This is a genomic window from Microcystis sp. M144S2 (assembly GCF_020246065.1).
In the GTDB taxonomy this organism is placed as follows: Bacteria; Cyanobacteriota; Cyanobacteriia; order Cyanobacteriales; family Microcystaceae; genus Microcystis; species Microcystis ichthyoblabe_A.
This window is the reverse complement of the sequence record NZ_JADBTR010000011.1, coordinates 1-24,740: the sequence shown is the minus strand read 5'-3', so window position 1 is coordinate 24,740 and position 24,740 is coordinate 1. Positions and strand designations below refer to the sequence as shown.

At 40.2% G+C, this 24,740-nt stretch carries 23 protein-coding genes and 4 pseudogenes; 11 read left to right on the top strand and 16 right to left on the bottom strand.

What is annotated here, in order from left to right; genetic code table 11:
• Positions 1 to 32 precede the first annotated feature (32 nt).
• On the top strand, positions 33 to 437 hold the full coding sequence (locus IM462_RS01625) for an NIL domain-containing protein (RefSeq protein WP_046663094.1): 405 nt from the start codon (positions 33 to 35) through the stop codon (positions 435 to 437).
• Positions 438 to 673: 236 nt separating this feature from the next.
• On the top strand, positions 674 to 2,083 hold the full coding sequence (locus IM462_RS01620) for an isochorismate synthase (RefSeq protein ID WP_287701329.1): 1,410 nt from the start codon (positions 674 to 676) through the stop codon (positions 2,081 to 2,083).
• Positions 2,084 to 2,094: 11 nt separating this feature from the next.
• Here IM462_RS01620 and IM462_RS01615 read toward each other — a convergent pair whose 3' ends face one another.
• From IM462_RS01615 to IM462_RS01560, 12 genes and pseudogenes are all read right to left on the bottom strand, one after another.
• Positions 2,095 to 3,471, bottom strand: a complete 1,377-nt coding sequence (locus IM462_RS01615) for an aldehyde dehydrogenase (protein WP_287701327.1) — start codon at positions 3,469 to 3,471, stop codon at positions 2,095 to 2,097.
• Positions 3,472 to 3,501: 30 nt separating this feature from the next.
• A complete protein-coding gene (locus IM462_RS01610) occupies positions 3,502 to 4,980 on the bottom strand; it encodes an Ig-like domain-containing domain (RefSeq protein ID WP_287701325.1) in 1,479 nt (492 codons plus the stop codon).
• Between the two features lie 56 nt (positions 4,981 to 5,036).
• The gene (locus tag IM462_RS01605; protein WP_287701323.1) at positions 5,037 to 5,828 is read right to left on the bottom strand and encodes a TIGR03943 family putative permease subunit; all 792 of its coding nucleotides are present in this window, start codon (positions 5,826 to 5,828) and stop codon (positions 5,037 to 5,039) included.
• Between the two features lie 24 nt (positions 5,829 to 5,852).
• The gene (locus IM462_RS01600) at positions 5,853 to 6,863 is read right to left on the bottom strand and encodes a permease (protein WP_287701321.1); all 1,011 of its coding nucleotides are present in this window, start codon (positions 6,861 to 6,863) and stop codon (positions 5,853 to 5,855) included.
• 336 nt (positions 6,864 to 7,199) lie between these two features.
• Positions 7,200 to 8,009, bottom strand: a complete 810-nt coding sequence (gene larE, locus IM462_RS01595; protein WP_287701319.1) for an ATP-dependent sacrificial sulfur transferase LarE — start codon at positions 8,007 to 8,009, stop codon at positions 7,200 to 7,202.
• A 215-nt stretch (positions 8,010 to 8,224) separates the two neighbouring features.
• A complete protein-coding gene (locus tag IM462_RS01590; protein ID WP_002780565.1) occupies positions 8,225 to 8,485 on the bottom strand; it encodes a type II toxin-antitoxin system RelE family toxin in 261 nt (86 codons plus the stop codon).
• Entirely contained in the window at positions 8,486 to 8,701 is a 216-nt protein-coding gene (locus tag IM462_RS01585; RefSeq protein ID WP_045359291.1) for a hypothetical protein, read from the bottom strand. It lies immediately after the preceding gene.
• A 96-nt stretch (positions 8,702 to 8,797) separates the two neighbouring features.
• On the bottom strand, positions 8,798 to 9,490 hold the full coding sequence (locus IM462_RS01580) for a PEP-CTERM sorting domain-containing protein (RefSeq protein ID WP_287701365.1): 693 nt from the start codon (positions 9,488 to 9,490) through the stop codon (positions 8,798 to 8,800).
• Between the two features lie 469 nt (positions 9,491 to 9,959).
• Entirely contained in the window at positions 9,960 to 10,346 is a 387-nt protein-coding gene (locus IM462_RS01575) for a hypothetical protein (RefSeq protein ID WP_024969784.1), read from the bottom strand.
• A 161-nt stretch (positions 10,347 to 10,507) separates the two neighbouring features.
• Positions 10,508 to 10,767 (bottom strand): annotated as a pseudogene (locus IM462_RS01570) (element excision factor XisH family protein); the annotation flags it as partial.
• A 219-nt stretch (positions 10,768 to 10,986) separates the two neighbouring features.
• Positions 10,987 to 11,367: pseudogene (locus IM462_RS01565) on the bottom strand (DUF4351 domain-containing protein); the annotation flags it as partial.
• A 57-nt stretch (positions 11,368 to 11,424) separates the two neighbouring features.
• Entirely contained in the window at positions 11,425 to 12,339 is a 915-nt protein-coding gene (locus IM462_RS01560) for a DUF4351 domain-containing protein (protein WP_287701313.1), read from the bottom strand.
• Between the two features lie 150 nt (positions 12,340 to 12,489).
• Here IM462_RS01560 and IM462_RS01555 point away from each other — a divergent pair, with 150 nt between their 5' ends.
• Both IM462_RS01555 and IM462_RS01550 read left to right on the top strand, forming a co-directional pair.
• Positions 12,490 to 14,196 (top strand): potassium channel family protein, encoded by a 1,707-nt coding sequence (locus IM462_RS01555; protein ID WP_287714767.1) that lies wholly within the window; start codon positions 12,490 to 12,492, stop codon positions 14,194 to 14,196.
• Positions 14,193 to 14,447: a hypothetical protein gene (locus IM462_RS01550; protein ID WP_002776534.1), complete on the top strand. Its 255-nt coding sequence runs from the start codon at positions 14,193 to 14,195 to the stop codon at positions 14,445 to 14,447. Before IM462_RS01555 ends, IM462_RS01550 begins: the two co-directional genes overlap by 4 nt.
• Before the next feature lie 117 nt (positions 14,448 to 14,564).
• Here IM462_RS01550 and IM462_RS01545 read toward each other — a convergent pair whose 3' ends face one another.
• Complete coding sequence (locus IM462_RS01545) at positions 14,565 to 15,176, bottom strand: Uma2 family endonuclease (RefSeq protein ID WP_287714766.1); 612 nt, start codon at positions 15,174 to 15,176, stop codon at positions 14,565 to 14,567.
• Positions 15,177 to 15,370: 194 nt separating this feature from the next.
• Here IM462_RS01545 and IM462_RS01540 point away from each other — a divergent pair, with 194 nt between their 5' ends.
• Positions 15,371 to 15,484, top strand: a complete 114-nt coding sequence (locus IM462_RS01540) for a type II toxin-antitoxin system YoeB family toxin (RefSeq protein WP_353738210.1) — start codon at positions 15,371 to 15,373, stop codon at positions 15,482 to 15,484.
• 39 nt (positions 15,485 to 15,523) lie between these two features.
• On the opposite strand, the pseudogene IM462_RS01535 reads toward IM462_RS01540, so the two are convergent.
• The 3 genes and pseudogenes from IM462_RS01535 to IM462_RS01525 form a co-directional block, all read right to left on the bottom strand.
• Positions 15,524 to 17,638: pseudogene (locus IM462_RS01535) on the bottom strand (pentapeptide repeat-containing protein).
• A 41-nt stretch (positions 17,639 to 17,679) separates the two neighbouring features.
• Positions 17,680 to 18,180, bottom strand: coding sequence for a hypothetical protein (locus tag IM462_RS01530; RefSeq protein ID WP_502845519.1), 501 nt, complete (start codon positions 18,178 to 18,180; stop codon positions 17,680 to 17,682).
• Between the two features lie 274 nt (positions 18,181 to 18,454).
• The gene (locus IM462_RS01525; RefSeq protein WP_256378106.1) at positions 18,455 to 18,583 is read right to left on the bottom strand and encodes a hypothetical protein; all 129 of its coding nucleotides are present in this window, start codon (positions 18,581 to 18,583) and stop codon (positions 18,455 to 18,457) included.
• 290 nt (positions 18,584 to 18,873) lie between these two features.
• On the opposite strand from IM462_RS01525, the gene IM462_RS01520 reads away from it, so the two are divergent.
• The 6 genes and pseudogenes from IM462_RS01520 (at position 18,874) to IM462_RS01495 (ending at position 24,615) form a co-directional block, all read left to right on the top strand.
• Positions 18,874 to 19,110, top strand: coding sequence for a hypothetical protein (locus IM462_RS01520; RefSeq protein ID WP_110544353.1), 237 nt, complete (start codon positions 18,874 to 18,876; stop codon positions 19,108 to 19,110).
• 2 nt (positions 19,111 to 19,112) lie between these two features.
• Positions 19,113 to 19,553, top strand: a complete 441-nt coding sequence (locus IM462_RS01515; protein WP_287701309.1) for a hypothetical protein — start codon at positions 19,113 to 19,115, stop codon at positions 19,551 to 19,553.
• 307 nt (positions 19,554 to 19,860) lie between these two features.
• A pseudogene (locus tag IM462_RS01510) lies at positions 19,861 to 21,095 on the top strand (RNA-guided endonuclease InsQ/TnpB family protein).
• A 557-nt stretch (positions 21,096 to 21,652) separates the two neighbouring features.
• Positions 21,653 to 22,219: a nicotinate-nucleotide adenylyltransferase gene (locus IM462_RS01505; protein WP_287701307.1), complete on the top strand. Its 567-nt coding sequence runs from the start codon at positions 21,653 to 21,655 to the stop codon at positions 22,217 to 22,219.
• Positions 22,216 to 22,944 carry an NUDIX hydrolase gene (locus IM462_RS01500; protein WP_287701305.1) on the top strand — a complete coding sequence of 243 codons (729 nt, stop codon included), beginning with the start codon at positions 22,216 to 22,218 and terminating at the stop codon, positions 22,942 to 22,944. Before IM462_RS01505 ends, IM462_RS01500 begins: the two co-directional genes overlap by 4 nt.
• A 12-nt stretch (positions 22,945 to 22,956) precedes the next feature.
• Positions 22,957 to 24,615 (top strand): NAD+ synthase, encoded by a 1,659-nt coding sequence (locus IM462_RS01495; protein ID WP_287701303.1) that lies wholly within the window; start codon positions 22,957 to 22,959, stop codon positions 24,613 to 24,615.
• Positions 24,616 to 24,740: the final 125 nt, after the last annotated feature.

Below are 24,740 nucleotides of genomic sequence, written 5' to 3'. Positions count from 1 at the left end.
CTCAAAAATTATTCCTATCCTATCCTATCCTCATGAAAAAACGTATTACTCTCACTTTTCCCAAAAAAGCCGTCCATATGCCCGTTACCTATCGACTGGCGAAGGATTTTAACGTCGCCGCTAATATTATCCGCGCCCAAGTTGCCCCCAATCAAGTGGGAACATTAGTATTAGAATTATCGGGAGATATCGATGAGTTAGAAGCGGCGATCGAATGGTTACAATTACAAAATATTGGCGTTTCCCAAGTTAGTCGCGAAATCGTCATTGATGAAGAAAAATGCGTCGATTGTGGGTTATGTACGGGAGTTTGTCCCACGGAAGCTTTAACCCTTGATCCCGAAAGTTTTCGTCTCAAGTTTTTGCGTTCCCGTTGTGTGGTTTGTGAACAATGTATCCCCACTTGTCCCGTGGTGGCAATTTCCACAAACTTGTAAAGTAGCAGTTATTAAATTAATTTTTTTGCCCATTTAAATAATAGCCCTCTCTAGAGATTTTAAGCCTTCATTTGTCGTCAACGCGGTTAATCGTCACAAATATCCGGCTCCTTTTCTGCCTAAAGACCCTTTCTCCGATACCATAGTTAAAAAGAGATCGTTGACTCTGGCCACACCTGTGGGGATTACATACCATTAATCATGGTTTTTTTTGCAAAAAATACAAAAAACTTGACATGACTTCTGCCGTTCCTCGCCTTTCCCATCCTGATAGTCCAATTGCTGATCTTCGCAGCCTCTATGACTTTATCCTCAACCCGCAACTGTTAGCCGCAGAAAAGGGAAATCGGTCGATCGTCAGTTTTTGTCAAAAAATTTCCCCCCTTGATCCCCTAGAAATTCTCTCTCGGATTGCCCCTAGCTATCCCACCCATTATTATTGGGAAAATCCCGAACGAGAAACCGCTTTTCTCGGCTACAGCATCGCCTTTACTGCCAATTTCCACGGCAAACAACGTTTTTTAAAAGCTCAAAAATTTATTGAAACCTGTCAACAAAGAATTATTAAAATTGATAACTATAGCGAGATTACTCCCCGCATCTTTTGTAGTTTCACTTTTTTCGACTCGGCAACAGCTACCCCCTTTCCCTCAGCTACCCTAACCCTGCCTAAGTTTCAAATTATCAAAAAACAGTCGGAATATTTTTTCCTGACCAATCTCTTAATCACCGGCACAAAAGAAATAGAAAACTCCCTCGAAGAAACTATTAATAACCTCAAAATTATCCAAAATAACTCGAGCAATTGCCGACAAAATCCCCACCAGGATTCCTGTAGTTACTATATTCATCCTACCTATAATTTTCAAGCGGCTGTTGCCGATGCACTCCAATCTATCCAGGCTCAAAATTTTAGCAAAATTGTCCTCGCTCACGCTCTTGACGTGATTTCTCCCCGTCCTTTTCATCTGGTAAACTGTCTCGATAATTTGCGTCAGCGTCATCCCGATTGCTACACTTTTTCCCTCGGCAATGGACGGGGAGATCATTTTATCGGTGCTAGTCCCGAACGCTTGTTAACTGTCCATCAGGGGCAATTAATCACCGATGCTTTAGCGGGATCCGCCCCCCGGGGAGAAAATGCGATCGAAGATGCTCTCTTTGCCAATAAACTCCTCGCTAGTGAAAAAGAACAACGGGAACATCGGGCCGTTAGTGACTTTATTAACCAAAAACTGCGACAAATTGGCTTAAATCCCCAAAATTCTCCCTCTAGATTGTTAAAACTCTCCAATATTCAACATCTCTGGACTCCTATCCATGCCAAACTAAAACCCTCTATCCATCCCCTCGAAATTGTTGCCCAACTACACCCCACTCCTGCTGTTGCTGGGGTTCCCACCGAGATCGCTTTAGCACAAATTCGTCATTATGAAACCTTTGATCGCTCTCTTTATGCCGCTCCTTTGGGTTGGATTGATTGTCAAAATAATAGTGAGTTTATTGTTGGTATTCGTTCGGCCTTAATTGAAGGCGATCGAGCGCGATTATACGCCGGTGCGGGTATTGTTGCCGGTTCCGATCCGGAAAAAGAACTAGCAGAAATTCAGCTTAAATTTCAAGCTCTCTTAAAAGCTTTAACCTAAACTATAGCTTTTTACCGAACCAATAACTTAAATAAGCCTAATTTACCCTTAAAAGGCGGATATTTTAAAGCGGGATTGAACCAAAGAGGTGTTTTCATAATCGCTTTTTGGTGACTAAAATTATCAAAGGAAAAACGACCATGATAGCTACCAATACCGCTATTTCCTCGACCACCAAAGGGTAAACTAGGATTAGTAAAATGAAAACTATTGTTATTAATACAACCTCCCCCAAACTGGACTGATTCTAGCCATTTCTTTTCGGTATGTGCCTCGGTAGTAAACAGATAAAAAGCTAGAGGGTTAGGGTTTTTAGCAATAATTGCTAAAGCTTCCTCAAAAGTGCTAAAGGCAATGATCGGTAAAATTGGACCAAATATTTCCCCTTGCATAATAGGAGCATCGAGGGAAACATTAGTTAATAAAGTTGGTTGAATATATAAATTTTCTCGATCGGTTTTGCCTCCAAAAACAATCTCACCATCTTTGAGAAAGTCAATCAAGCGATCAAATTGTTTCTCATTGATTATCTTACCATAATCAGCACTTAATCTGGCATCTTCACCGAAAAAATTAACAATAGTATCAGCTAATTCTCTGATCAAATTCTCCTGCTGGGATTGATGTACCAAAACATAATCAGCTGCGATACACATTTGACCACAATTAGAGAATTTTGTCACGGCAATGCGACGGGTTGCCACGGAAATATTAGCATCAGCTTCGATAACACAGGGACTTTTTCCCCCTAATTCTAGAGTAACAGAAATTAACTTTTCTGCTGCTAGTTGATAAATAATTTTTCCTACTCTTGTACTGCCAGTAAAAAATATATGATCAAAGGTGAAACTGTCTAACATATTCGGAATTACTTCCGCACCATCTCCGGGTACAATTAACACATATTCTTCAGGGAATATCTCTTTAATTATTTTAACTACTAATTTTTCCGTCGCTGAGGCAAACTCACTCGGTTTTAATACCGCACAGTTACCGGCAGCAATAGCACCAACTAAAGGCACTAATAACAATTGGAGGGGATAATTCCAAGCAGCAATAATTAAAACTACTCCTAAAGGTTCCTGAATAACTTGACTGGAGGAGGGGAAATTTAAAAGATTAGTTTTAACAGGTTTGGGTTGCATCCATGAGCGCAAATTTTTTAATGCGGTATTAATTTCCACCAAAAGGAAGCCATTTTCAGTAATCCAACAATCTTCGGGACTTTTCTTTAAATCCCTATATAAAGCTTCATAGATATCCGCTTCATATTTAATGATTGCCTGTTTTAACTTCTCTAACTGCTGACGACGGAATTGATAAGAACGAGTGGCACCACTGGCAAAATACTGACGCAATTTGGCTAATTTTTCTGAGTTTGACAGCATCGAAATAATTCCCAAGTTAATAATGAAATTCTATGGCATCCACTGGGGACGAATTCCCGCTAGAGGTAATTCAATTAAATCAGATTTACTTGCTTTTACTCCATCTTGTAGGGGAGGAATTAACATCCACAAACGACCACCGATAATTGTTTCTCCTGAATCGGTAGTTAGGGGATTAGTCGGATTAGTATCATAACTGGTGCGAAGTTGATCAAAAATAATCGCTAAACTATCGGGAGATAAACTAATGTGAATATCACGATAATCGGCTAATTCTAGTAGGGGAGTCACTTGACCGGTCTTCACATCTATTTTAGCAAAATAGGGTTTTTCTTTGTACTCTTGACTGTTAGTAACTAACTCAGTTAACAAACAATACAAATCACTACCAGTGGCATTAAATTGACAATCTATAATCGAACCTTGTAGATTGAGTAAGCGTTTTTGTAATCCTTGATTATTGACATAAAAAAGCGATCGAATATAACGCATTTTGGCATTATCAGTATTAAAATTCACCATTGCCGCAGCTGTACCATCAGCAGAAAAATTCAAAATTCGCCCAAATTTTGGTAAAAAATCTAGGGGTTTTGTTTCGGTTTTTAAAGGCAAAAGGGCGATTCCTTCCCCCTGGGTGACAGCCAAAGTTTTACTATCAGGTGCGATCAAAAATTCCCCGCCTTGGATGTTTAATTGTTGGGGTTTTTCCCCCGATTTAACTGCCCATAAATCGAAGTTAATCGGATTGCGGCGCTCAATTCTCTGCACGACAATAGTTTCCCCATCTTTAGCTAAATCAAAATGATTATTTTGATAATCTTTATTGTCTAGCACTAACTCAATTTTTGGGGAAGATTGACTGCTATCAACTTGATAAAGCTGCAGTTCACGAATTCCCTCTATCCCCTGATTTTTCGCCACGGCCGAAAAGAGGATTTTTTTACCATCAGGGTAAAATTCAAAAGCCATAACGGTCAAATCTGCGGGAGTTAAGACGGTTTTCTTCTCCTCGGTCAAGTTATAAAAAATTAATCTTCCCTGTTCTTCCCCATTAGTGCCAATATAGGCAAAAGCTCGATCGCGACTTTTAAATTCTCTTTCAAAAATTGCCAGGGTTTGTCCTAATCGATTACCGCTGCGAAATTGTTCCCGCGCACCTTCAATTTGCAGATGATATTTTTCTCCGTAGGGAATGGGAGAAGTGAGGGTATAAGCTAATCGTCTTCCGGCCCAACTAAACTTCCCCGGCAGCGCAGGATCGATAACTAGATTTTTTTCTACACTAGCATGATCCATGGGGCGATCAAAAGTGATAATAAATGCTTGATCTTCCGCACCAATTTCTCGATTTTCCCAGCTAAATTCCTTGACCCTTGGGCCAGTTTGTAAAAGACATTGATTACCACAGCTATTACCTAACCAAATTAAACCGCCAATTACTAAGGTTAGGGATACAATTAATGTTATCGCTAATTTATCAATTGGTTGTAGTTGTAAGGTTTTCAGCATTATAGTAGATAGTTAAGAACAATAACTGATAACTGATAACTGATCACTGATAACTATTAATATCCGTAGGGATCCACAGGAGTGGGTATAGGTTTCACGGATTTGGCCTTAATTACTAATTGTCTTCTGGTGGTTGATTTTCCCACCTCTACGGGTAAGGATTCCGTGGTCATTTCTCCAGTGATTTCTAACCAAGTGTCATTGGGATATTGACTGCGACTTCCTGATAGTTTCACCGGCAAACCCACGGGATAAGCATCCACGGCACAACAGGTAAGAATAAAGCGACTAATTAATAAATAGTTATCGGGTAATTGCGGCAATTGTACCACAAAACCTGTGACTTTTACCGGTTGTCCCGTGTAGGCATCAGGTTCGGGGTAAGCATTCAAAGTTCTTACCCATTCAATTAAACTTTTTTCCTCCGGTTTAACGGTAGTGCCAAAGGATTGAGTTTGCACGCGAGTTAGGGGTAAAGATTCACTAATTCCCCTCTGTAATGCGATTTGACTGCTGAGGGGCTGCGGGGAGATAAATAGGCCTAAAAGGGCAGTTATTACTAATAAACCTGAGCCAAAATGTTGAGGAAGAATGGTAATATGCGATCGATTATCGTTACTATCTAAATTAATCTTTTTTCGCCACTGTTTTAATAATGTCCAAAGCTTGACTATTCCAAGGGCAAATAAAGCCATACTGGTGATGAGAACCAGAATAAAATAATTAGGATGTATCAGTAAATTTAACTGTCCAGTTATCCAGTATTTAAATAGTAACGAACCCCAACCGATTAGGGCAATAACATCGATAAATTGGGGGGCGATTATTTTTAGACGTGATGAATTCATGGGAAAAACTATCCAGGTACTGACCTAAAATAAATAACTGTGAGCCAAGGTGAGTAAAAAAGTCATTTGCGCTGCTAAAGCAAAGAGATAAATTAACATTCTCGGTTTAAAAATAGACAACATTAAACCAATCCCTTTCAGGTCAATCATCGGACCGAACACTAAAAAAGCCAGTAGGGAACTACTGGTAAAACTAGAGGCAAAGGAGAGAGCAAAAAAAGAATCAACCGTGGAACAAATCGAAACAATTACCGCTAACAGCATCATGGCCAAGATCGAAGTAATCGGATCCTGACCCAAATTAAGAACAAATTCCCGGGGAACAAACACCTGTAAACCAGCCGCTATAGCACTTCCTAAGATTAACACTCCTCCTAATTCGCGTAATTCCATCACCACGTTTTCCAGAAAAGTTAACCAGCGCTTTTTCATCGGGATAGCTTGCACTGCTGGTAGGACAGCAGTAGCGGCAAAACTTTCGTCTAAGCGCAAAGTTTTGCCAGAATTACCGATCAGAAAAGACCCAGATTGTAGTAGTAGTGGGATAGATTCTTTTTCTGGTGTTTCCGGTTGCCAATTGAGACTTTTTGCCAAAGAGGTTTGGAGGAGTGGTCGCGGATCTTTTTGGATACTAAAGATAATCCCGATAACCGTAGCGATGAACAAAGAAAAGATAACTCGATAGAAAACAATTTCCGGTTGATCGCGAAAAGCTACCCAAGTGGACCAGATAACAATCGGGTTAATTGTCGGCGCTGCTAAGAGAAAACTAACCGCTACTGCATTCGGCATTCCTTGCACAAGTAAACGTCGCGCCACCGGTACATTGCCACACTCGCAGACGGGGAACAAAAACCCAATACATCCCCCCACAAATGCTCCTAAAATAGCATTTCGAGGCATCAGAGCAACTAGGCGACGTTCATCGACAAATATTAAAAGAATACTAGAGAGAATCACCCCTAGCAGCAAGAAAGGCATCGCTTCCACCAACAGGCTCAGGAATAGGGTAAAGGCATTTTGTAGTTGACTCATCTATCCTCGCCTTGGGAATTAGAGGTTTAGGGATAAAGACTTAGGAACCCCAGAAAAAGGTTCATCAGTCCGCTCCCCGGCTTTTTAACATTTTTTTAATATATCCGATCGAGTGACCGGTTATCAGTTATCAGTGACCGGTTATCAGTTATCAGTGACCAGTAGTTATCAGTTATCCGTTACAGCTTTTCTCGTCAAGATGAAGTATAACCCAATTTGGTATTGACGACCGACTCCCCAAAAGGAAAACTTCGTACCTCACCATTAAGATAACTGTTAGAGCAGATTTGAGTTTTCAGTCCACTGATTACTGTTTACTGATCACTGATCACTGAACTAGAGGACTCGATTAAGCTTGCCGCTTTGATAACCTTCTAGATCGAGGGTGACATAGATAAAGCCTAATTTTTGCAGATCAGCGACTAATTCGCTTAAATTTGTCCGATTAATAAAGTCGGGAATTTCCGCTGCCGGTAATTCAATCCGTGCCGTATCGCCGCTCGATCGCACCCGTAATTGACGATAACCTAATTTTCGCAGATAAATCTCCGCCCGTCCGACTCTTTGCAATTTCTCCAGGCTAATTTCCTCCCCGTAGGGAAAACGGGAACTTAAACAGGGTTGCGCCGGTTTATCCCACCAAGGTAAATTTAAGTAACGAGATAGTTGACGAACTTCGCTTTTTGTGATACCAATTTCCGCCAAAGGTGAACGAGCGCCGCGCTCCCTAGCGGCTTGGATCCCGGGACGATAATCCCTTAAATCATCAGCATTAACGCCATCAATGACGTAGGAATAACCACGAGCGAGAGCAAGGGGTTTAAGGGTGTCGTGTAGCTCACTTTTGCAGAAATAACAGCGATTAACGGGATTACTGGTGTAATTAGGGTTATTCATTTCCTCGGTTTCCACCAATTCATGCCGAATACCGATATAATCGGCCTGAGCGGTCGCTTCTTCCAATTCTTCCGGCAGTAGGGAAGGGGAAACCGCCGTAATTGCCAATGCTTGACCCCCTAGCAGATCATAGGCCACTTTTGCCACTAGGGTACTATCTACGCCCCCAGAATAGGCAATCAGAGCTTTTTCGCTGGTTTTTAAGAGGTTTTGTAATTGTCCGAGTTTATCGAGTAATTGACTGTGCATGGCGGCGATTTTGGCAACTGGTTTAGGGAGACCGTTTTTTATTATATGCCGTGCCGTAATTAATCAGGGCTACCGCTCGATTTATACTGCCATAATTTTGTCAATAATTGGGCTGTCTTTGGCAATTTTTACTAGAAAATAATCTCGCTATCATAAGGATAGGCGGTTAAAATGCGTCTTAGCTTATTGCTGATCCCAATTATTTTAGTAGGTATTTAGTCATAAACTTCACTTCTATGACCTACTCTAACAATAATAATTATCCTACTCTCTCGATCAAATTCATAAATAACCCGATAATCTCCTACTCTTAATTTGTAAAACCCTGACCATTCTCTCGTAAGAGGTAGGGGAGTTATCTGTTCAAAGTTGATAGCTAACCATTTAATTTTATTAAGAATCCTCAGTCTGATAAAATCTGTGATCAAATCTAAATCAGTTATCGACTCTGGTTCAAAAGTAACAGAATAGCTCATTTAAGGTTCTATCCCATATCTTTTATCCACCTCAGCTGCGGGAATAGTCGCTCTTCCTTGTAGTCTTTTTTGTCGGATTTCTAATAACTTTTCTTTAAAAGATTCCTTAACTTGTTTTCCCTCATCTGGATCACCAAAGTATTCATCTAGAGTATCATCTACTGTATTACGGATTAAACTTTGTAACTCTTGGGGAGTCATGTCTTTTATCTGCATATTTGCCCCTATTCAGAAAAGATAATTGACCTATCACTCCCGATTATATCAAGATATCGGGACAACTCCTCTGTAGTTGCCCCTGCCAAGGATAATTTATCCCCGACGACGAAGGGAAGCGGCACCCAAGGCACCAACAGCGATTAAACTCACTATACCACTAGGTTCCGGGGTTGATACACCACCGCCACCAGTAGGAGTAATATCCCCATTAAGAGCCACAAACCCACCCCCGGCAACATTAGCAGAGTTTGTACCATAGAAGATGACATTAGGTTCACTAGCACTCAGTCCATAGAGACGGAACTGCACCGGGCCGGTTTGGGGTGCTAAACTGCTTAGGTCAAAGCTGTAGGTATTAAAGCTATTTGTTAGTCTAACTTGTGTCCCTAAATTATTGGTGAACCCATCAACACTAGAGCGCAAGACTAAATCTATCCGCTTTTGATCCTGCCGCGCATTGAGTTGTAAGTTAGTAAAATCGACTTGAAAACCTGCACCCGGTTGTACGGCAAATTCGACGTATTGGCTGGTATTAACAGTGCCACTTGTATTCCACCCACCATTATCACCACCTAGCTGGAAAGGACTAAAGGGCAGCCGAGCTATCCCGGCGGTGTTTAACCCAGTGCTGGTTATATTCGCACCTACATTATCCGCCGCTTTGGGATAGGATGCCCCAGAAGCGGTAAATTGATTCCAACCAGCTACTATTGCCGCTTGAGCAGGAGCAACCCCAGTTAATCCCATCAGAGTCAAGGGGGTTAAAATTGTCAGTAATTTTTTCATGGATTTGATGGCCATAATAGGACAGAAATATGGTCATATTTAACGCTAGTTTTGCGCCAATATCATACAACAACTATCACAAGGGGGGGGGGAAGTCAAGGGTTATTTAATCATAATTTTTTATTGATTTTTATATTTAAAATAGTTTTGGATTATATAAATATTTTTGACTGGTTGCAAGGTTATAGCTGGCAACGCAGATAAGCGAGGTTCTACCTCTACTTATTTCTTTGACCGAAATGATCACCTTCGCTCCTAGGTTCCCCCGCAATAAATTGACCTGGTGCATCTTACATTTGCAGGAATACCGACAATCAGCAATTATACTAAATCCGTTGAGTATAGGCTACTTATAAAGGAGAGAACCTCATGCAAAAGGGGGAATAAATAATCAGTTTTTAATAACCAGATTTAGTATTAGCTTGTTGGCGAATTTTATCTTTAATATAGTCGGGAATAGGGCTAGGATTCATGCTTCTAATGGTGAAATTAATCCTCTTTTAACCGCTTCATTTAATCCTTGAGACTTCTTTAACAAGTTTATTTGATAAATTTGCATCAATGACCAAAGTTCCCTATTTTCAAAGGTTGATAAATCCCCCTCTTGTTGTTGATTGAGCAACTCGCTTAATCTTTGATCCTGTTCTGATGCCATTTGTAATTGAGTTAATTTGATAATTTCTTCATCTGATAATGAATTTAGGGATGAGATTTTTTCGCCTTGATAATTGGGACTAATAGAAAAAGCGATCGCTTCTACTAATATATCATTAAGATCACGGTTAATTGAATGGGCTAAGGATTGAGCTAGATTAAAAATCTCATCAGGTAGGGTTAAAGTAATTGAAATGGCCATAAGCCTTTTTTATGCGGGGTTATAGAGATATTATGATTATAGCTCAAATTCTTGTTAACCATAGGGATAAACTGGTTAAAAAGTAACAGAATAGCTCCTTTAAGCTTCTTTTATAAACCTCAGATTTCGAGGCAAGATTTACCGATAACTTAACTCACGGCAAGACTGATTAAATTTCGATATAAAATATATTGTCCTAAAGCTATTTCAAAATATCTCATAGGTGAGGGACTTAAAAAGCTTTTGATTTCCACAACAATTTTACGTCCATTTCTTTCAGCAGCCAAAGGTTTTTCTGCTGCTAAATCAGCAAAAATTCAACATCTTTATATTTAATTTTATAAGGATCAGCTAAAATACTCCAACCGTCTTTAATTAAGGCATTTTTCACGGCTTCATGGTAAATATCTTTTGCTGGCATGGTTCTAAAAAAGTAATTTTATTAGTTATATTTAATTTTATTAACAATCCTAAGTCTGATAAAATCGGTGATCAAATCTAAATCAGTTATCGACTCTGGTTCAAAAGTAACAGAATAGCTCATTTAAGGTTCTATCCCATATATTTTATCCACCTCAGCTGCGGGAATAGTCGCTCTTCCTTGTAATCTTTTTTGTTGGATTTATAATAACTTTTCTTTAGCGGAAAAAGCAGTTATAATCCTCTGACTGGCAGTAGGAGTTAGTATCCATAGTCTAGGGATATTTTCTGCTAATAAGGGTTGTTGATGACGGTGAGCTTCTCTTTGTAATTGTTCCCGCACTGTCAACATTTTAGATAAACAGGCAATAATGCCATCAATCGTGACTGGATTGCGATGGGGTTCCAATAAACAAGGGGTTTGAGCTAATTTGCCCAATAGGCCTAATTCGGGCGGCATTTCTGGGGAAGTCGGTCGAAAATACACATCGATTTCTTGAGTTTCTGCCGTCACATCAAGGCTAGTTTTCACGTCACCAGAAGAAGCAAGAAAAGTTTCGAGGTAATCTTTACTAAATTTATCCCAAAGAAAGTGAGTCAAGGCTGAAGTGATTCAATCAATGATGATGGTTATTTTATCATCTTCAAAGCCTATTTATTAGTTCAGCCAATTAATTAAGTCAGCTTGAGTCTCAAAGTCTAGTAATGCTTCTCCTAAGTCTTCTAATTTTTCTACTGAGAGTTTTTGAATAGTTTCGGTGATATGCGGGGGCAATTCACCAAAACGTCGCTTTAGTTGACGTAGCACTAACTTGGATGCTTCTTTTTGAAGTCCGATAGCTTCTCCTTGTTGAATCCCTTCGATTCTACCCTTTTGAATCGCTGCTTCTCTATCTTGTTCGTATAAAGGGGCTAAACGCATAATAAATTTCCTCTCCTCCTGGGTTCTTTTGGGTAAGGCTTGCAAGTTCCTACTCAAATTGTATAATAATTTTAAGGAAGCTGATTTAAAGGGATGATGAGGAGACAAGGCTTCTAATTCATCAATCGCTCTGCTTCTGGTTCCCCCTCTACCTAATAATCTTAACCAAAGGGTTTCAGGGGTTTCAGGTAATTGATGCAGGACAATAAGGGATGTGGTTAATGCTGGGGCTAAAAAGTAAATTCCTTCTCCCCAATCTGGGTTTAATTGACCTGAAAAAGCAGTTATAATTCTTTGACTGGCAGTAGGAGTTAGTATCCATAGTCTAGGAATATTTTCTGCTAATAAGGGTTGTTGATGACGGTGAGCTTCTCTTTGTAATTGTTCCCGCACAGTCAACAGTTTAGATAAACAAGCAATAATACCCTCAATCGTGACAGGATTGCGATAGGGTTCCAATAAACAAGGGGTTTGAGCTAATTTTCCCAATAGGCCTAATTCGGGCTGTATTTCTGGGGAAGTCGGTCGAAAATACACATCAATTTCTTGAGTTTCTGCCGTCACATCAAGGCTAGTTTTCACGTCACCGGAAGAAGCGAGAAAAGTTTCGAGGTAATCTTTACTAAATTTGTCCCAAAGAAAGCGAGTCAAGGCTGAAGTGATTCAATCGATGATCAGGGTTATTCTATCATTTTAAAAGCCTGATTAGGAAAATTAGCAGCATTGCAGCTTTAGTTACAGATTTTTCCTAGTTTTTGCGCTAGAACTGAAAGGTTAATCAGCAAAAAACGCGCTCGACGAATGAAACCGCAAATCATCGTCTGTGGATTAGGTCGCACGGGTTATAAAATCTTTTGTTTACTCAAACAACAATCTGCGGCAGTAGTAGCGATTAGCGATCGCCAAATGGTCTGCGAATACCAGTCTGATATTATTATCGGCGATCCCTGCTCTCCTAAAACTCTCCTGCAAGCTGGTCTCCCGGATGCAGAAACCCTAGTTTTGGCCATCGATAACGACGCACTCAATCTGGAAATTCTCACCCGCGCAAGGATAATTAACCCGAAAATTCGGATAGTTAACCGACTATTTAACGAAACTTTAGGAGAAAGACTCGATCAAACCCTCCCTGCTCACGTTAGCATGAGCGTTGCTTCCCTAGCATCCCCGATCTTTTCCTTTGCTGCCCTTGGTAATAAAGCTATCGGTCAATTACAGCTATTCGATCGCCTTTGGCCGATTCAAGAGATAATTATTGAGGAAAATCATCCTTGGTGGGGATTACCCCTCTACGAACTTTGGGACGATCCGGCCCGGATGTTAATCTATTATCTCCCCGCTCACGACGAAATCGATCTGGTTTCCGCAGTTCTGTTAGGCAAAAAACTCCAAACTGGCGATCATCTCATTATCGGCAATAAACCGACAATTAAGGCAAAACAGCGTTTTAAACTGCAAAAGTGGCTGAGAAATCTGCTCAATCTCCGTCCCTATCAGCACTATGTCCAACCGGTAATTCTTGTCACCCTTTCCCTCCTGGGGATGATTTCCCTTGCTACCATTACCTATCTCAGCGTTAATCAAAAAATTTCCCTCGTCGATTCCCTCTATTTCTCCGTCGGGATGATTACCGGCGCCGGAGGTAACGAAAAAGTGGCCGAATCTACCCCCGATAGTATCAAAATTTTTACCGTGGTCATGATGATTGTCGGTGCGGGGGTTATCGGTATCTGTTATGCTCTCCTCAACGATTTTATCCTCGGTAGTCGCTTTAAGCAGTTTTGGGATGCTACCCGCATTCCCGTCCGCAATCATCACATTATCTGTGGTTTAGGAGGTATCGGCACCCGGATCGTGCGACAATTGCACGACCAAGGCTGTGAAGTGGTGGTGATTGAATCGGACCCCAATAATAGATTTTTGCATTCCGTGCGCTCCTGGGGAATCCCCGTCATCATCGAGGATGCGCGTCTAGTGGCTACCCTAGAAACGGCTAATATTAACAACGCCGAATCTTTGATCGTGGTTACTTACGAGGATATGATTAATGTGGAGATTGCCCTCACTGCTAAAGCGATCGCTCCTAAAATTAATCTAGTTTTACGCTGCTCTCAGGAACAATTCGGGCGATCGATTCAAGAGGTTTTTGATTTTGATACGGTATTATGTCCCCGGGATCTGGCTACCTATTCCTTCGCTGCGGCCGCTTTGGGCGGTAGAATTCTCGGTAATGGCATGACCGATGATCTCCTCTGGGTTGCTTTGGCTACATTAATCACACCTAATCATCCTTTTATGGGGCAAATTGTCAAGGAAGCGGCGATGAATGCCGATTTTGTGCCACTTTACTTAGAAAAACAAGGTCAAACTATCCACGGTTGGCAATTACTGGAAATCACTCTCGATCAAGGTGATATTCTTTATCTAACTATGCCGGCTATGCGTTTACAACAGGTTTGGCAAAATACTTCCCTAACTATTCCCCAATCTTTCCCCGATTTAAAATGATTTCTGGTCTTAATTATCTGAGCAAAGCTAGTTATCGCTGTATCTTGAGTTTAGGCAGTGCTGGCAGTATTTTAAGTCTCGCTAGTGCCAGCAGCATTTTAAGTCTGGTTAGTATCGGCAGTATGCTCAGTATTGGCAGCGTCGGCAGTATTCTTAGTATTGGCAGTGTTGGCAGTATTCTTAGTATTGGCAGTGTCGGCAGTATCTTTGGCATTTTTCAATATCATTCTCTGCCTAACTATCCTGAGTAGTTCTAATGAACTACTTCTCACCGCTTCTTTGTCGATGGCGGTTTTATAAGTTTAAACTGTGGGGCGATCGCTTTTTATGCAAACAAAATAGAAAGGGTATTAATCGGATTAAGGGATTTATGAGGCTGCGGCAAAACTAACACGACGATAAATTTCTAGCAAGGGAAGTTCAACGTTTAAACTCTCCAGAGGGATTATTTGACTAAGTTGATCGTAGGTTTGTAGTTGCCAGCGATCGCTCTGTGCGAGTCTAAAATATTGCTCAATGTAGGGTTCAGTTTGGCTAACGAGCAGATATTCACAAAAACTTGGCAGGGAACGATATTTTCTAAATTTATCACCTCGATCATAGGCTTCCGTGGCGGGGGAAAGCACCTCTACAATAAATAAAGGATTAAGAATTTCGTCTTTGCGATCGCCGTTAAATTCCGGTTCATGGTTAACGATCATGAGATCGGTATAGGTTCCACAATTATATTCAGGAATCCACAGCCGCAGATCGCTGTTATAGAGACGAAAATCCCTATCTCTCAATAAAAATCCCAAAAAAACCGAGATATTGATCGCGATCGCGCTGTGGGTTGCGGTTCCTCCAGGCATGAGAATCATTTCTCCATGGCAATATTCATAACGTTCCTGAGAATTTTCAGCGATCGCCCGATATGCTTCCAAAGTGACAGGGGTTTTGGTGACTGTCGCAATAGTTGGTTTTTCTTGAGCGATAATCATCTTTGTCTTTCTCCGATATTCTATTAATTAATTTTATGGTTATTTTTTAGGGATTGTGGGGAAGCGATCGCTTTTTATCCAAACAGAATAGAAAGAGCGATCGCCTTGTGATCATCAGTTAATAAAACAATAAAATTCGGGAAAAATGAACCAAGCCAGTCTTCAATATTTATCCGATAAAAATTGCTAAAAGCTTGGAATTTGATCGGTTGGCTTTTGAAGATTTGGCTTGGTGGGTTGAGGATGACCGCAAGCAGACTTTAAAAATCATTAGGCTGATTCAGAAAGTTCAACGGCATCCTTTTTAAGGAATTGGTAAACCTGAAAAGTTAAAGATGGAAAGAAAGTCAGGTACTCAGGTTTGCTAATTGTTCCTGAATATTAGCTTGAGTAGAGAGTTTTTCGGATTTTTCCCATAGAGCGTTAAAGATACTTTTATCTGTCTCGACAACTCTTGTTTGATAGGAAATATAACCTGTTTCTGTTTGACGATTCATAGTTCTTCTCGCTGTAAAAGAATTTCTTGGAACAGATAAGTTTTCGCTAATCAATAGGTTGGTATCATCCCAACGATAGCCTTCAACATCTTTGGCTTTTTCCTGACAAATCCAAGCAACTTCTATGCCAGAGTTAAGTTGTTCCTGAATCACCTGTAAATGCTTTGGATTCCGAGCTTCAGGAAGAATAAAGACTCGTTGAATAGAAATCTTCCTTTCGATTAGTTCTTTGTTAACTTCCCAGAATTTTTGACCAAGGGGATTATCCCACCAGATGGAATCTGTCATGGAGTGAACAGCCAAGATTCGAGATTGACTTTGAGGATCAATGTGTTTGAGTAGTTGACCAACCTTTTCTAAACGAGATTCGCCGCTAATTTCAATGTTAATTTCAGGCATAATTGTGTTAGCCAAAATTGTGCCATCAAGGAGGGTTAGATTATTTTCATCTAATTTAACATCGGTCAAGTTAGCTCCCGTTAAATTAGCTTTGCTCAAATCGGCATGACTTAAATCGGCTCCTGTTAAATCAGCATTAGTTAAATTAACCTCCGAAAGATTAGCCTGACTGAAGTTACATCCCATCAATTTTGCGTCAAAAAGATTGGCCTCACTATCCATTAAATTAACTTGGCTGAAATTCAGTCCCCAAAAATCTCGTTCGCCAATTTTGTGCAAATGTGTCAATTCTTTTGTGCTATGAATATCGGGGTGATATTCCTTGGGTGCATAAACGGCAATCATCGCTTTGACGTAGGCGAAAAAATAAGCCTTGATAATATTTTCATGGGTGTAGATGGTAATAACTTCTTTACCATCATACTCAACCACCGCCTTGACAGTTACTTCTCCTTCTTGACCCGGTGTCAAGTTGGCTAAATAGATAGATTTAAGGGTATGTTTAACCTCAACTAAATGAGCTAGAGCCTCATTAAAAGCAGTACAAAGTGCATCTACTGAACCTTTTTTAAAGGCCGATTCAGTGTAACGCTCTTGGGTTTTTGTATTGCATAAGATAACTGTCGCAGAAGTTAAATTGTTATTGGCACAGAGAATTTCAAAGTTCTCAATTTTCCAGCCTTGAAAAAGCAAAAGATTATCTTCAAAGAATAAGTTTTGTTGAGGCTCGTTTTCTAAAAGCTGATTGAGTTTTACTTTCTCATGTTCCATGGCAGCTTTACCGAGATTTTTGAGAGTTCTTTCGATAGAAGCTGGCGAGGTATCTTTCCCTAAAAACTGTAAGAATAAGGAAGGAGAACCCACAAAAGGATATCCACTGGCAATGAATTCTCGATCTGCGATGGTGATAATACCTGCTAGGCTATACTTTCTGGCAATCTCAACTTGAATTGCCGTTTTTAAATTAACGTTGGGATATTTTTCTAGGTCAATTTCTTTCAAGTTAACTTGACCGACGTTAATTTTACTCAGAAGTTCAATGATCAAACGATTGGCATATTCTTGAGATTTCAGATTTTTGATATTATGCCAAATTTTGATTAATCCCATTTCTCCAAAGTAAGGATTAATTTTTCCCTCTAAAACAAGTCCCATAACCCTAGTAGCTTCACTGTTAAGAGTCGTCTGATTTCGTAATAAAAACTCTTCAATCAGAGCAGCGTCAATTAAGACTTTTGGAGCTTGAGAATTGTTATCTTTTGATGGGAATACCTCTAAGTTATCCAGAAAAAAATCAATATTTATACTAGGATGATTAGTCACTTTACGCAAACTAAGCTTGATTTAGTACTGCACAAAATCATCAGATTCGCTTTCGAGATTATTTCTCAAATCCCAAAGTTTTTTAATAACTTGAGGCTCAGGATATTCTCCCAATTTCCTTATGATTTCAGCACGGCGATCGCTATCCTGTTCATTGTCTAGTTGAGCTAACAAACCATTAATAATGTCAGCACGGGGAGTGACCGATGTTGGTATCTCGCACAATAACTCTGTGTTTTCCATTTTTAAATCAATCTCCTTGATTGGTGGTCTTCTCATCCGCACTAATTTTGTCTGACAGTAAAAGACTGCTCTAATTGAGAATTTTCAGCGTAGCGTGTTGGCAAAACTTTCACTGATTCATCGTCATTAATGTCAACAAAATAGCCCTTTTTAAAGAGAATCCTTCTTAGAGAAGTAATTCCCACACGCTCACTGTCATCTAAATCAAGGTAAAGTTTAAGATAGGATCCTAGATTTTTGTTGAAATCTGTGTTGAGATTTTTGCCGCTGCTATGATTGAACATTTCAGCCAAATCATCGGCGGAATAAAGTCCTGTAGCCGCCCGATAAAATATCTCCTTATATTTATCAGATAGGGGTTCGATTTCTTTCAATAAAGCTTCTAGCTTGGGTATATCCAAACCACAGTTTCTTGCCTGCTTTTGGGCATCACACAGTGATGGGGGCATTGACGAGAGCGTCTTCATGGCTGTATTACAGTTTCTTGCCTGCCTTTCGGCATCGGATAGGTTTTGGGGCATTTCGGATAGGTTTTGGGGCATTGACGAGAGCGTCTTCATGGCTGTATTTTCGAGCTAGTTAGCATATTTTGAAATGGAGTACCAACAATTATTGTTTAATGATAGCAACAATTATTGGTTTAAATGGGCAATATTTGTTGGTTTAAATGGGCAATATTTATTGGTTGATATCCTTACAGTAAGTGATTACTATTGTGGATACCATTGAAGAAAATAGAGCGATAGTAAAAAACAGTACAAAAAAGCTGGTCGAGTGTTGCCGCACTGCCCAGCCTGAATTAAATAAACGTTCTACCTATCGCTTCCCGTCTTTATTATCTCCACCCTGACGTTTTGCTAGTTCGTTGATGGTGTAGATAAAAACGTAGTCATAGGGATGAATCTTCCCGACAGCTACGCCGTAAGCAAGGGAGCTTAGGAGCATGACAGTGAGTAAGTTCTTCATTGATTGACCTCCTGGCTTCTTGAGTCCACTTACTAAGGTTTTTAAGTCTCCTGGTGGGCTAATTGAGAGGGTTAATCCCGATGATGCGAAGCTAGGAGAGGGCCAGTATCCTCGCGGGTGCTGGCTCTTTACTCATCATTATCATCCCCGCATCTTAGCCCATGAGGGTAGATTGAGTAAAGCTAAAATGTTAAGGATTCATGACACGATGAGCGAAACACTGCTAGGCAAAAACAAAGATCCTGATCAAATCAACTGCCACCCTAGCCATGAAAACACTTAGCCACAAAACAGAAGATTTGAGTATAGCCGATGTCTCATCCGATTACCCCGATCAATGGGTGGTCTTAGAGATCACTGGTCGCGACAAATATGGCTGGCCAGAGAAAGGTAAGGTTATTGGGTATTCAGACGATAAACATAAGCTTATACAAGAAACTAAACATTTGAAGGGAGACTTGTATTTGTTTTATACAGGTCTTGTTGACGGTGGTAGGGTTGCTTAAAAATGTTAGAATCTATACAAAAAACACAATCTCCTTTAGCTTTAGCCCCTCCGTTGGCAGCTGCTATTAAACGAGGCGAAGAAGCGAAGAAGCGGTTCCTATCTAAGCAAGGCGGAACCTTAACCAGCGCTGAGATTTGTAGTGTTTTAGCCTGTAGTTCTTTGGAATTAGAAACTATGAGGCTCAATCATCAGGTCTTAGGTTTATCTGTCAACGAAGAATTAGTTTATCCTGCTTGGCAATTTATTGATGGCAAAGTTTTGTCTGGTTTAGACCAAGTGTTAGCCGTCCTAAAAGAAGACGGTGCTTGGACACAAATGCTCTTTCTGCTCACGGGTGATATTCGTTTAGACGGAGCAACCCCGCTAGAAAAACTCCAAAAGGGAGAAATCGAGCCAGTGGTTTTGGCCGCTAAGTGCTACGGGAGTCATAGCGCGGTGTAATGGGTTTGCCTCCTTCTGTTTGTGGGTTAGTACGTTTGAGAATTAGTTCACCAATTTTATCTTGAATGTCGGGGTGAAGACCGTTCGGCTGAGCTCACGGCCGAAGCCCTCGCTTTTAGCGACGGGATGAAACCCCGACCAGTATAAAACAGCACTTCGACAAGCTCAGTGACACGAAGCACGACATTTCGACACATTTCGACAGGCTCAATGTAAAGGCTCAATGTAAAAGCTCAGTGTTTACAAAATCTTGACAATTTGTGCTATACAAGTTAGAATAAAATAAGTTGTTTGAGGTCGATAAACAATGATTGTCTTAGAAATGAAAGCCGTGGTCAAACCAAGTCAGTGTTCTGCCATTGATGAAGCTATTCGTACAGTACAATTCATCCGTAATAAGGCTTTAAGGCTTTGGATGGATGCCAAGAGAGAAGACAAAATCGATAAATATTCTCTCAATAAATATTGTGCGGTTCTTGCCAAACAGTTCAAGTTTGTCGATACTCTAAATTCTACGGCCAGACAAGCATCGGACGTTCGGCGATGCTCAGTCGAGCCGCAGAACGAGCTTGGTCAGCTATTGCCCGTTTCTATGATAATTGTCAGAAAAAGGTTAAAGGAAAAAAAGGTTATCCTAAATTTCAGAAAAATAATCGTTCTGTGGAATATAAAAACTCTGGATGGAAATTATCAGAGGATAGAAAGAAAATAACTTTCACAGATAAGAAAAATATTGGCACGGTTAAACTGAAAGGAACCAGAGACTTAAACTTTTGCCCTCTAGACCAAATTAAACGAGTTAGGATTGTTAAACGAGCGGATGGTTATTATGTCCAATTCTGTCTAAGTGTTGATATTCGGGAATATGCTAAACCCCTAGAACCAACAAAGAAATGTGTGGGATTGGATGTAGGTTTAAAAGTTTTCTACGCTAACAGTGATGGGGAAACGGTAGAGATACCGCAATACTATCGCAAGGCAGAAAAAAGATTAAATCGACTGAATCGGAAGAAATCTAAAAAGTTTAGAAAAGGTCAACCCCAATCAAACAACTACCAAAAAGCTAGAAAGAGATATGCTAGAAAGCATTTAAGAGTAAGCAGGCAACGTAAAGGCTTTGTCGAAAAAGAGGCATTGCGCGTCATTAAATCTAACGATTTCATCGCCTACGAAAACTTAAATATTCAAAGCATGGTAAAAAACTCTAAACTTGCTAAATCTATTAATGATGTGGCTTGGTCTATTTTTCGACAATGGTTAGAATATTTTGGTTTTAAATATGGTAAGGCTACGGTAGCAGTAGCCCCCCATAACACGAGTCAAAATTGTTCTAATTGTGGTCAAAAAGTCCCTAAATCTCTATCTACGAGAACCCATACTTGTCCCCATTGTGGTTATGTAGAAGATAGAGACATTAACGCCGCTATCAACATTCTCAAAAAGGGACTAAGTACGGTGGGACACACCGAAACTAATACGCTTGGGGAGAGATTCCCTCTGGTTTGGCTGGATACGTCCTGCCAGATTAAGGAAACTCAGTGAACCAAGAATCCCTCGCTTTTAGCGATGGGAGTGTCAAAAAAAATAATATCTCCTGCAAGAATCAAAAATCTTCAGTAGCAGACAAAAGATAAGAGATAAGGGACTTGCGTAGGAATAATATCCCAGCCAGAAAATCGCTCTGTAGAAGAACCAGACCAGCCAGATGGCACATTATCAAAGCGCAAGTCCCTAACACCTCGAAGGCTCTCCCCCTACTTAGGGTGATCAGCAAACCTGATCGATCGGAGGGCGCAAGCATTGCGCCCCTACAGTAACGGATTTTGTCCACAATGTAGGGGCGAACTGCGTTCGCCCAAAAGGTACATTATCAAAGCGCAAGTCCCTAACTATCCTATTCATAAAACCTAAAATTATGTCGAATTTATCCGGGGTTTTAGATATTTTCACCCGATAGCGGCTCGATAACTTACTTTTGCAGGAGATCACTGATCCTCTTGCCCTATTTTGGTAAAATCAACTATAATGGGGAGAAGTTAATTTTTGCCAAGCTTGAGCAGAGTTAAACTAATCCCTCAGTGAGCAAGCAATTGAATTCTATGCTTAAAATTGCCCTTTTTGGAACCAGTGCCGATCCTCCTACTGCCGGTCATCAAGCCATACTAAAATGGTTATCGGAACAGTACGATATTGTTGCGGTTTGGGCCGCCGATAATCCCTTTAAAAATCATCAAACCAGTCTCGAACATCGTCTGAGGATGTTAAATTTGCTCATCCGGGATATTCAACCCCCAAAGGATAATATACAACTGCGACGAGAATTAAGCGATCGACGTAGCTTAATTAGTGTGGAAAAAGCGCAAACAATTTGGGGAGAACAGGAGGAATATACCCTAGTCATTGGTTCTGATTTAGCTGGACAAATTAGGCACTGGTATCGTAGCCAAGAATTACTAGAAAAAGTCAAAATTCTTGTGATTCCCCGTCCCGGATATCCTATTAACCAAGATGATATTGAACAACTGCAAACATTAGGGGGTGATTGTCTAATTGCTGATGTATTTGCTCCGGCTGTATCCTCAACAGATTATCGAGAAAAAGGCGATAAACAGGCTGTTCCTGCACCGATTAAAGATTATATCGAAGGTCAAAAACTTTACGCATGAAACCGCCAAATACCCTAGCTAATAAATCTCTAGCTGATTTTAAAGTGGGAGTTGATAACGTGATCTTTTCCGTTGATACCCAATTAAATCGGCTGCTGGTGCTTCTGATTAAACGACGGGAAGAACCTTTTAGTAATTACTGGAGTTTACCCGGGACTTTAGTGAGAAATGGGGAATCACTGGAAACGGCAGCCTATCGAATTTTAGCCGAGAAAATTAGCGTCAATAATCTCTATCTGGAACAGTTATATACTTTTGGCAGTCCAGAGGGAGATTCCCCGGCAGCGGCCGAGAGTTTTGGGAAACGTTATCTATCGGTGAGTTACTTCGCTTTAGTGCGGTTTGAAGAAGCAAAGTTAATCACTGAACGGGATTATAATATCACTTGGTATATGATTGATAAAGTGCCAGATTTAGCCTTTAATCACGGTCAAATTTTGGAATATGGCTGGCAAAGATTACGCAATAAAGTAGAGTATAGTCCCGTCGCTTTTGAGGTTTTACCAGAATTATTTACTTTAAATGATCTTTATCAATTTTATGAGACAATTTTAGGTAAAAATTTTAGTGATTATTCTAACTTCAGAAATCGGCTATTGAAATTAGGATTTCTCAAGGATATGGGTTTAAAAGTCTCTCGTGGTGCCGGTCGTCCTGCTAGTTTATATCGCTTTGATGAAAAAGCTTTTGCTCCCTTTAAAGAGCAACCGTTAGTTTTTGTTTAAATAGGAAAAAATATGAGAATTGCTATCGCTCAATTAAATCCCATTGTTGGAGATATCGAAGGAAATGCCCAAAGAATTTTAGAGGCTGCTCAAACGGCATTTAATCAGGGAGCGGAATTACTTTTAACCCCGGAATTATCCCTCTGTGGTTATCCCCCCAGAGACTTGTTATTAAATCTGGGTTTTGTGGAGAAAATGTCTCGACAATTGCAATTATTGTCCCAACAATTACCAGAAAAGTTAGCCGTCTTAGTCGGTTTTGTCGAAAAAAATCCCTCGGCAACGGTCAGGGGAGAAAAGCCGTTATTTAATAGCATAGCTTTGTTAAAAAGTCAAGAGATTAAACAAATTTTTACTAAACGTTTATTGCCTACCTACGATGTTTTTGATGAGGATCGTTACTTTGCTTCTGGGAAAGAAAGTCAATATTTTCAAATAACAGAAAATAATGTAAAAATCGGTGTAACTATCTGTGAAGATGTTTGGAATGATGAACAATTTTGGGGTCAACGTCAATACGCGGTTAATCCCATCGCCGATTTAGCTAATTTAGGAGTGGATTTAATCGTTAATCTTTCCGCTTCTCCCTACAGTGTCGGTAAGCAAAAATTGCGAGAATCTTTATTATCCCATAGTGCCACTAGATATAATTTACCTATAGTTTATGTCAATCAAGTGGGAGGTAATGATGATTTAATTTTTGATGGTGACAGCGTGGCTTTTAACCGACAAGGAGAAGTGATTTATCGCGCTCAGACATTTACTTCTAGCCTAGAATTGATCGAGTTTAATCAAGATTTGTTACCCGCAGTTATTCATCCTTTACCTGTCGATGAAGATGAGGAAATTTATCGAGCTTTAGTCTTAGGAGTGCGAGATTATGTGCAGAAATGCGGTTTTAAACGGGTAATTTTCGGCTTGAGTGGTGGCATTGATTCCAGTTTAGTTGCCGCTATTGCCAGCGACGCATTAGGTAAAGAAAATGTTCTCGCTGTGATGATGCCTTCTCCCTATAGTTCCGACCATTCCATTAGCGATGCAGTGGCTTTAGTTAATAATTTAGGTATCAAAAGTGAGAAGTTAGCAATTCAAGAAATTATGACTGCTTATGATCAACTTTTAGAGGATCTTTTCGCTGGGACTGATTTCGGTATTGCTGAAGAAAATCTTCAGTCACGCATTCGCGGTAATTTATTGATGGCTCTCTCTAATAAATTCGGTCATTTACTATTATCCACTGGCAATAAATCAGAAATGGCGGTGGGATATTGCACCCTTTACGGTGATATGAATGGTGGTTTAGCAGTGATTGCTGATGTGCCGAAAACGAGGGTTTATTCCCTCTGTCGCTGGTTAAATCGGCACGGGGAAATTATTCCCCTCAATGTGATTAATAAAGCTCCTAGTGCTGAATTAAAACCCAATCAGAAGGATCAAGATTCTTTACCTCCCTACGAGATTTTAGATGCTATTTTAGCACTATTAATCGATCGCCATCAATCCGCCGAACAAATTATCGCCGCCGGCTTTGAGCCTGAAATTGTGCAGAAAGTGATTAAATTAGTTAAAAATGCCGAATTTAAGCGCAAACAAGCCCCCCCGGGACTAAAAATTAGCGATCGCGCTTTTGGCACTGGTTGGCGAATGCCTATCGCTAGTCGCTGGGGTTAGGGGGTTTTTCAGTTATCAGTTATCAGTTATCAGTTATCAGTTATCAGTTATCAGTTATCAGTTATCAGTTATCAGTTATCAGTTATCAGTTATCAGTTATCAGTTATCAGTTATCAGTTATCAGT

Excerpts from the sequence above, each read along its gene's own strand:
- IM462_RS01500 (WP_287701305.1), top strand. The coding sequence starts at position 22,216 with ATGAAACCGCCAAATACCCTAGCTAATAAATCTCTAGCTGATTTTAAA.
- IM462_RS01585 (WP_045359291.1), bottom strand. The coding sequence starts at position 8,701 with ATGCAGATAAAAGACATGACTCCCCAAGAGTTACAAAGTTTAATCCGT.
- IM462_RS01580 (WP_287701365.1), bottom strand. The coding sequence starts at position 9,490 with ATGAAAAAATTACTGACAATTTTAACCCCCTTGACTCTGATGGGATTA.
- larE (WP_287701319.1), bottom strand. The coding sequence starts at position 8,009 with ATGCACAGTCAATTACTCGATAAACTCGGACAATTACAAAACCTCTTA.
- IM462_RS01615 (WP_287701327.1), bottom strand. The coding sequence starts at position 3,471 with ATGCTGTCAAACTCAGAAAAATTAGCCAAATTGCGTCAGTATTTTGCC.
- IM462_RS01590 (WP_002780565.1), bottom strand. The coding sequence starts at position 8,485 with ATGAGCTATTCTGTTACTTTTGAACCAGAGTCGATAACTGATTTAGAT.
- IM462_RS01625 (WP_046663094.1), top strand. The coding sequence starts at position 33 with ATGAAAAAACGTATTACTCTCACTTTTCCCAAAAAAGCCGTCCATATG.
- IM462_RS01545 (WP_287714766.1), bottom strand. The coding sequence starts at position 15,176 with ATGATTATCGCTCAAGAAAAACCAACTATTGCGACAGTCACCAAAACC.
- IM462_RS01495 (WP_287701303.1), top strand. The coding sequence starts at position 22,957 with ATGAGAATTGCTATCGCTCAATTAAATCCCATTGTTGGAGATATCGAA.
- IM462_RS01505 (WP_287701307.1), top strand. The coding sequence starts at position 21,653 with ATGCTTAAAATTGCCCTTTTTGGAACCAGTGCCGATCCTCCTACTGCC.
- IM462_RS01610 (WP_287701325.1), bottom strand. The coding sequence starts at position 4,980 with ATGCTGAAAACCTTACAACTACAACCAATTGATAAATTAGCGATAACA.
- IM462_RS01515 (WP_287701309.1), top strand. The coding sequence starts at position 19,113 with ATGTTAGAATCTATACAAAAAACACAATCTCCTTTAGCTTTAGCCCCT.
- IM462_RS01520 (WP_110544353.1), top strand. The coding sequence starts at position 18,874 with ATGAAAACACTTAGCCACAAAACAGAAGATTTGAGTATAGCCGATGTC.
- IM462_RS01620 (WP_287701329.1), top strand. The coding sequence starts at position 674 with ATGACTTCTGCCGTTCCTCGCCTTTCCCATCCTGATAGTCCAATTGCT.
- IM462_RS01555 (WP_287714767.1), top strand. The coding sequence starts at position 12,490 with ATGAAACCGCAAATCATCGTCTGTGGATTAGGTCGCACGGGTTATAAA.
- IM462_RS01605 (WP_287701323.1), bottom strand. The coding sequence starts at position 5,828 with ATGAATTCATCACGTCTAAAAATAATCGCCCCCCAATTTATCGATGTT.
- IM462_RS01525 (WP_256378106.1), bottom strand. The coding sequence starts at position 18,583 with ATGCTCCTAAGCTCCCTTGCTTACGGCGTAGCTGTCGGGAAGATTCAT.
- IM462_RS01530 (WP_502845519.1), bottom strand. The coding sequence starts at position 18,180 with ATGCCCCAAAACCTATCCGAAATGCCCCAAAACCTATCCGATGCCGAA.
- IM462_RS01600 (WP_287701321.1), bottom strand. The coding sequence starts at position 6,863 with ATGAGTCAACTACAAAATGCCTTTACCCTATTCCTGAGCCTGTTGGTG.
- IM462_RS01575 (WP_024969784.1), bottom strand. The coding sequence starts at position 10,346 with ATGGCCATTTCAATTACTTTAACCCTACCTGATGAGATTTTTAATCTA.
- IM462_RS01550 (WP_002776534.1), top strand. The coding sequence starts at position 14,193 with ATGATTTCTGGTCTTAATTATCTGAGCAAAGCTAGTTATCGCTGTATC.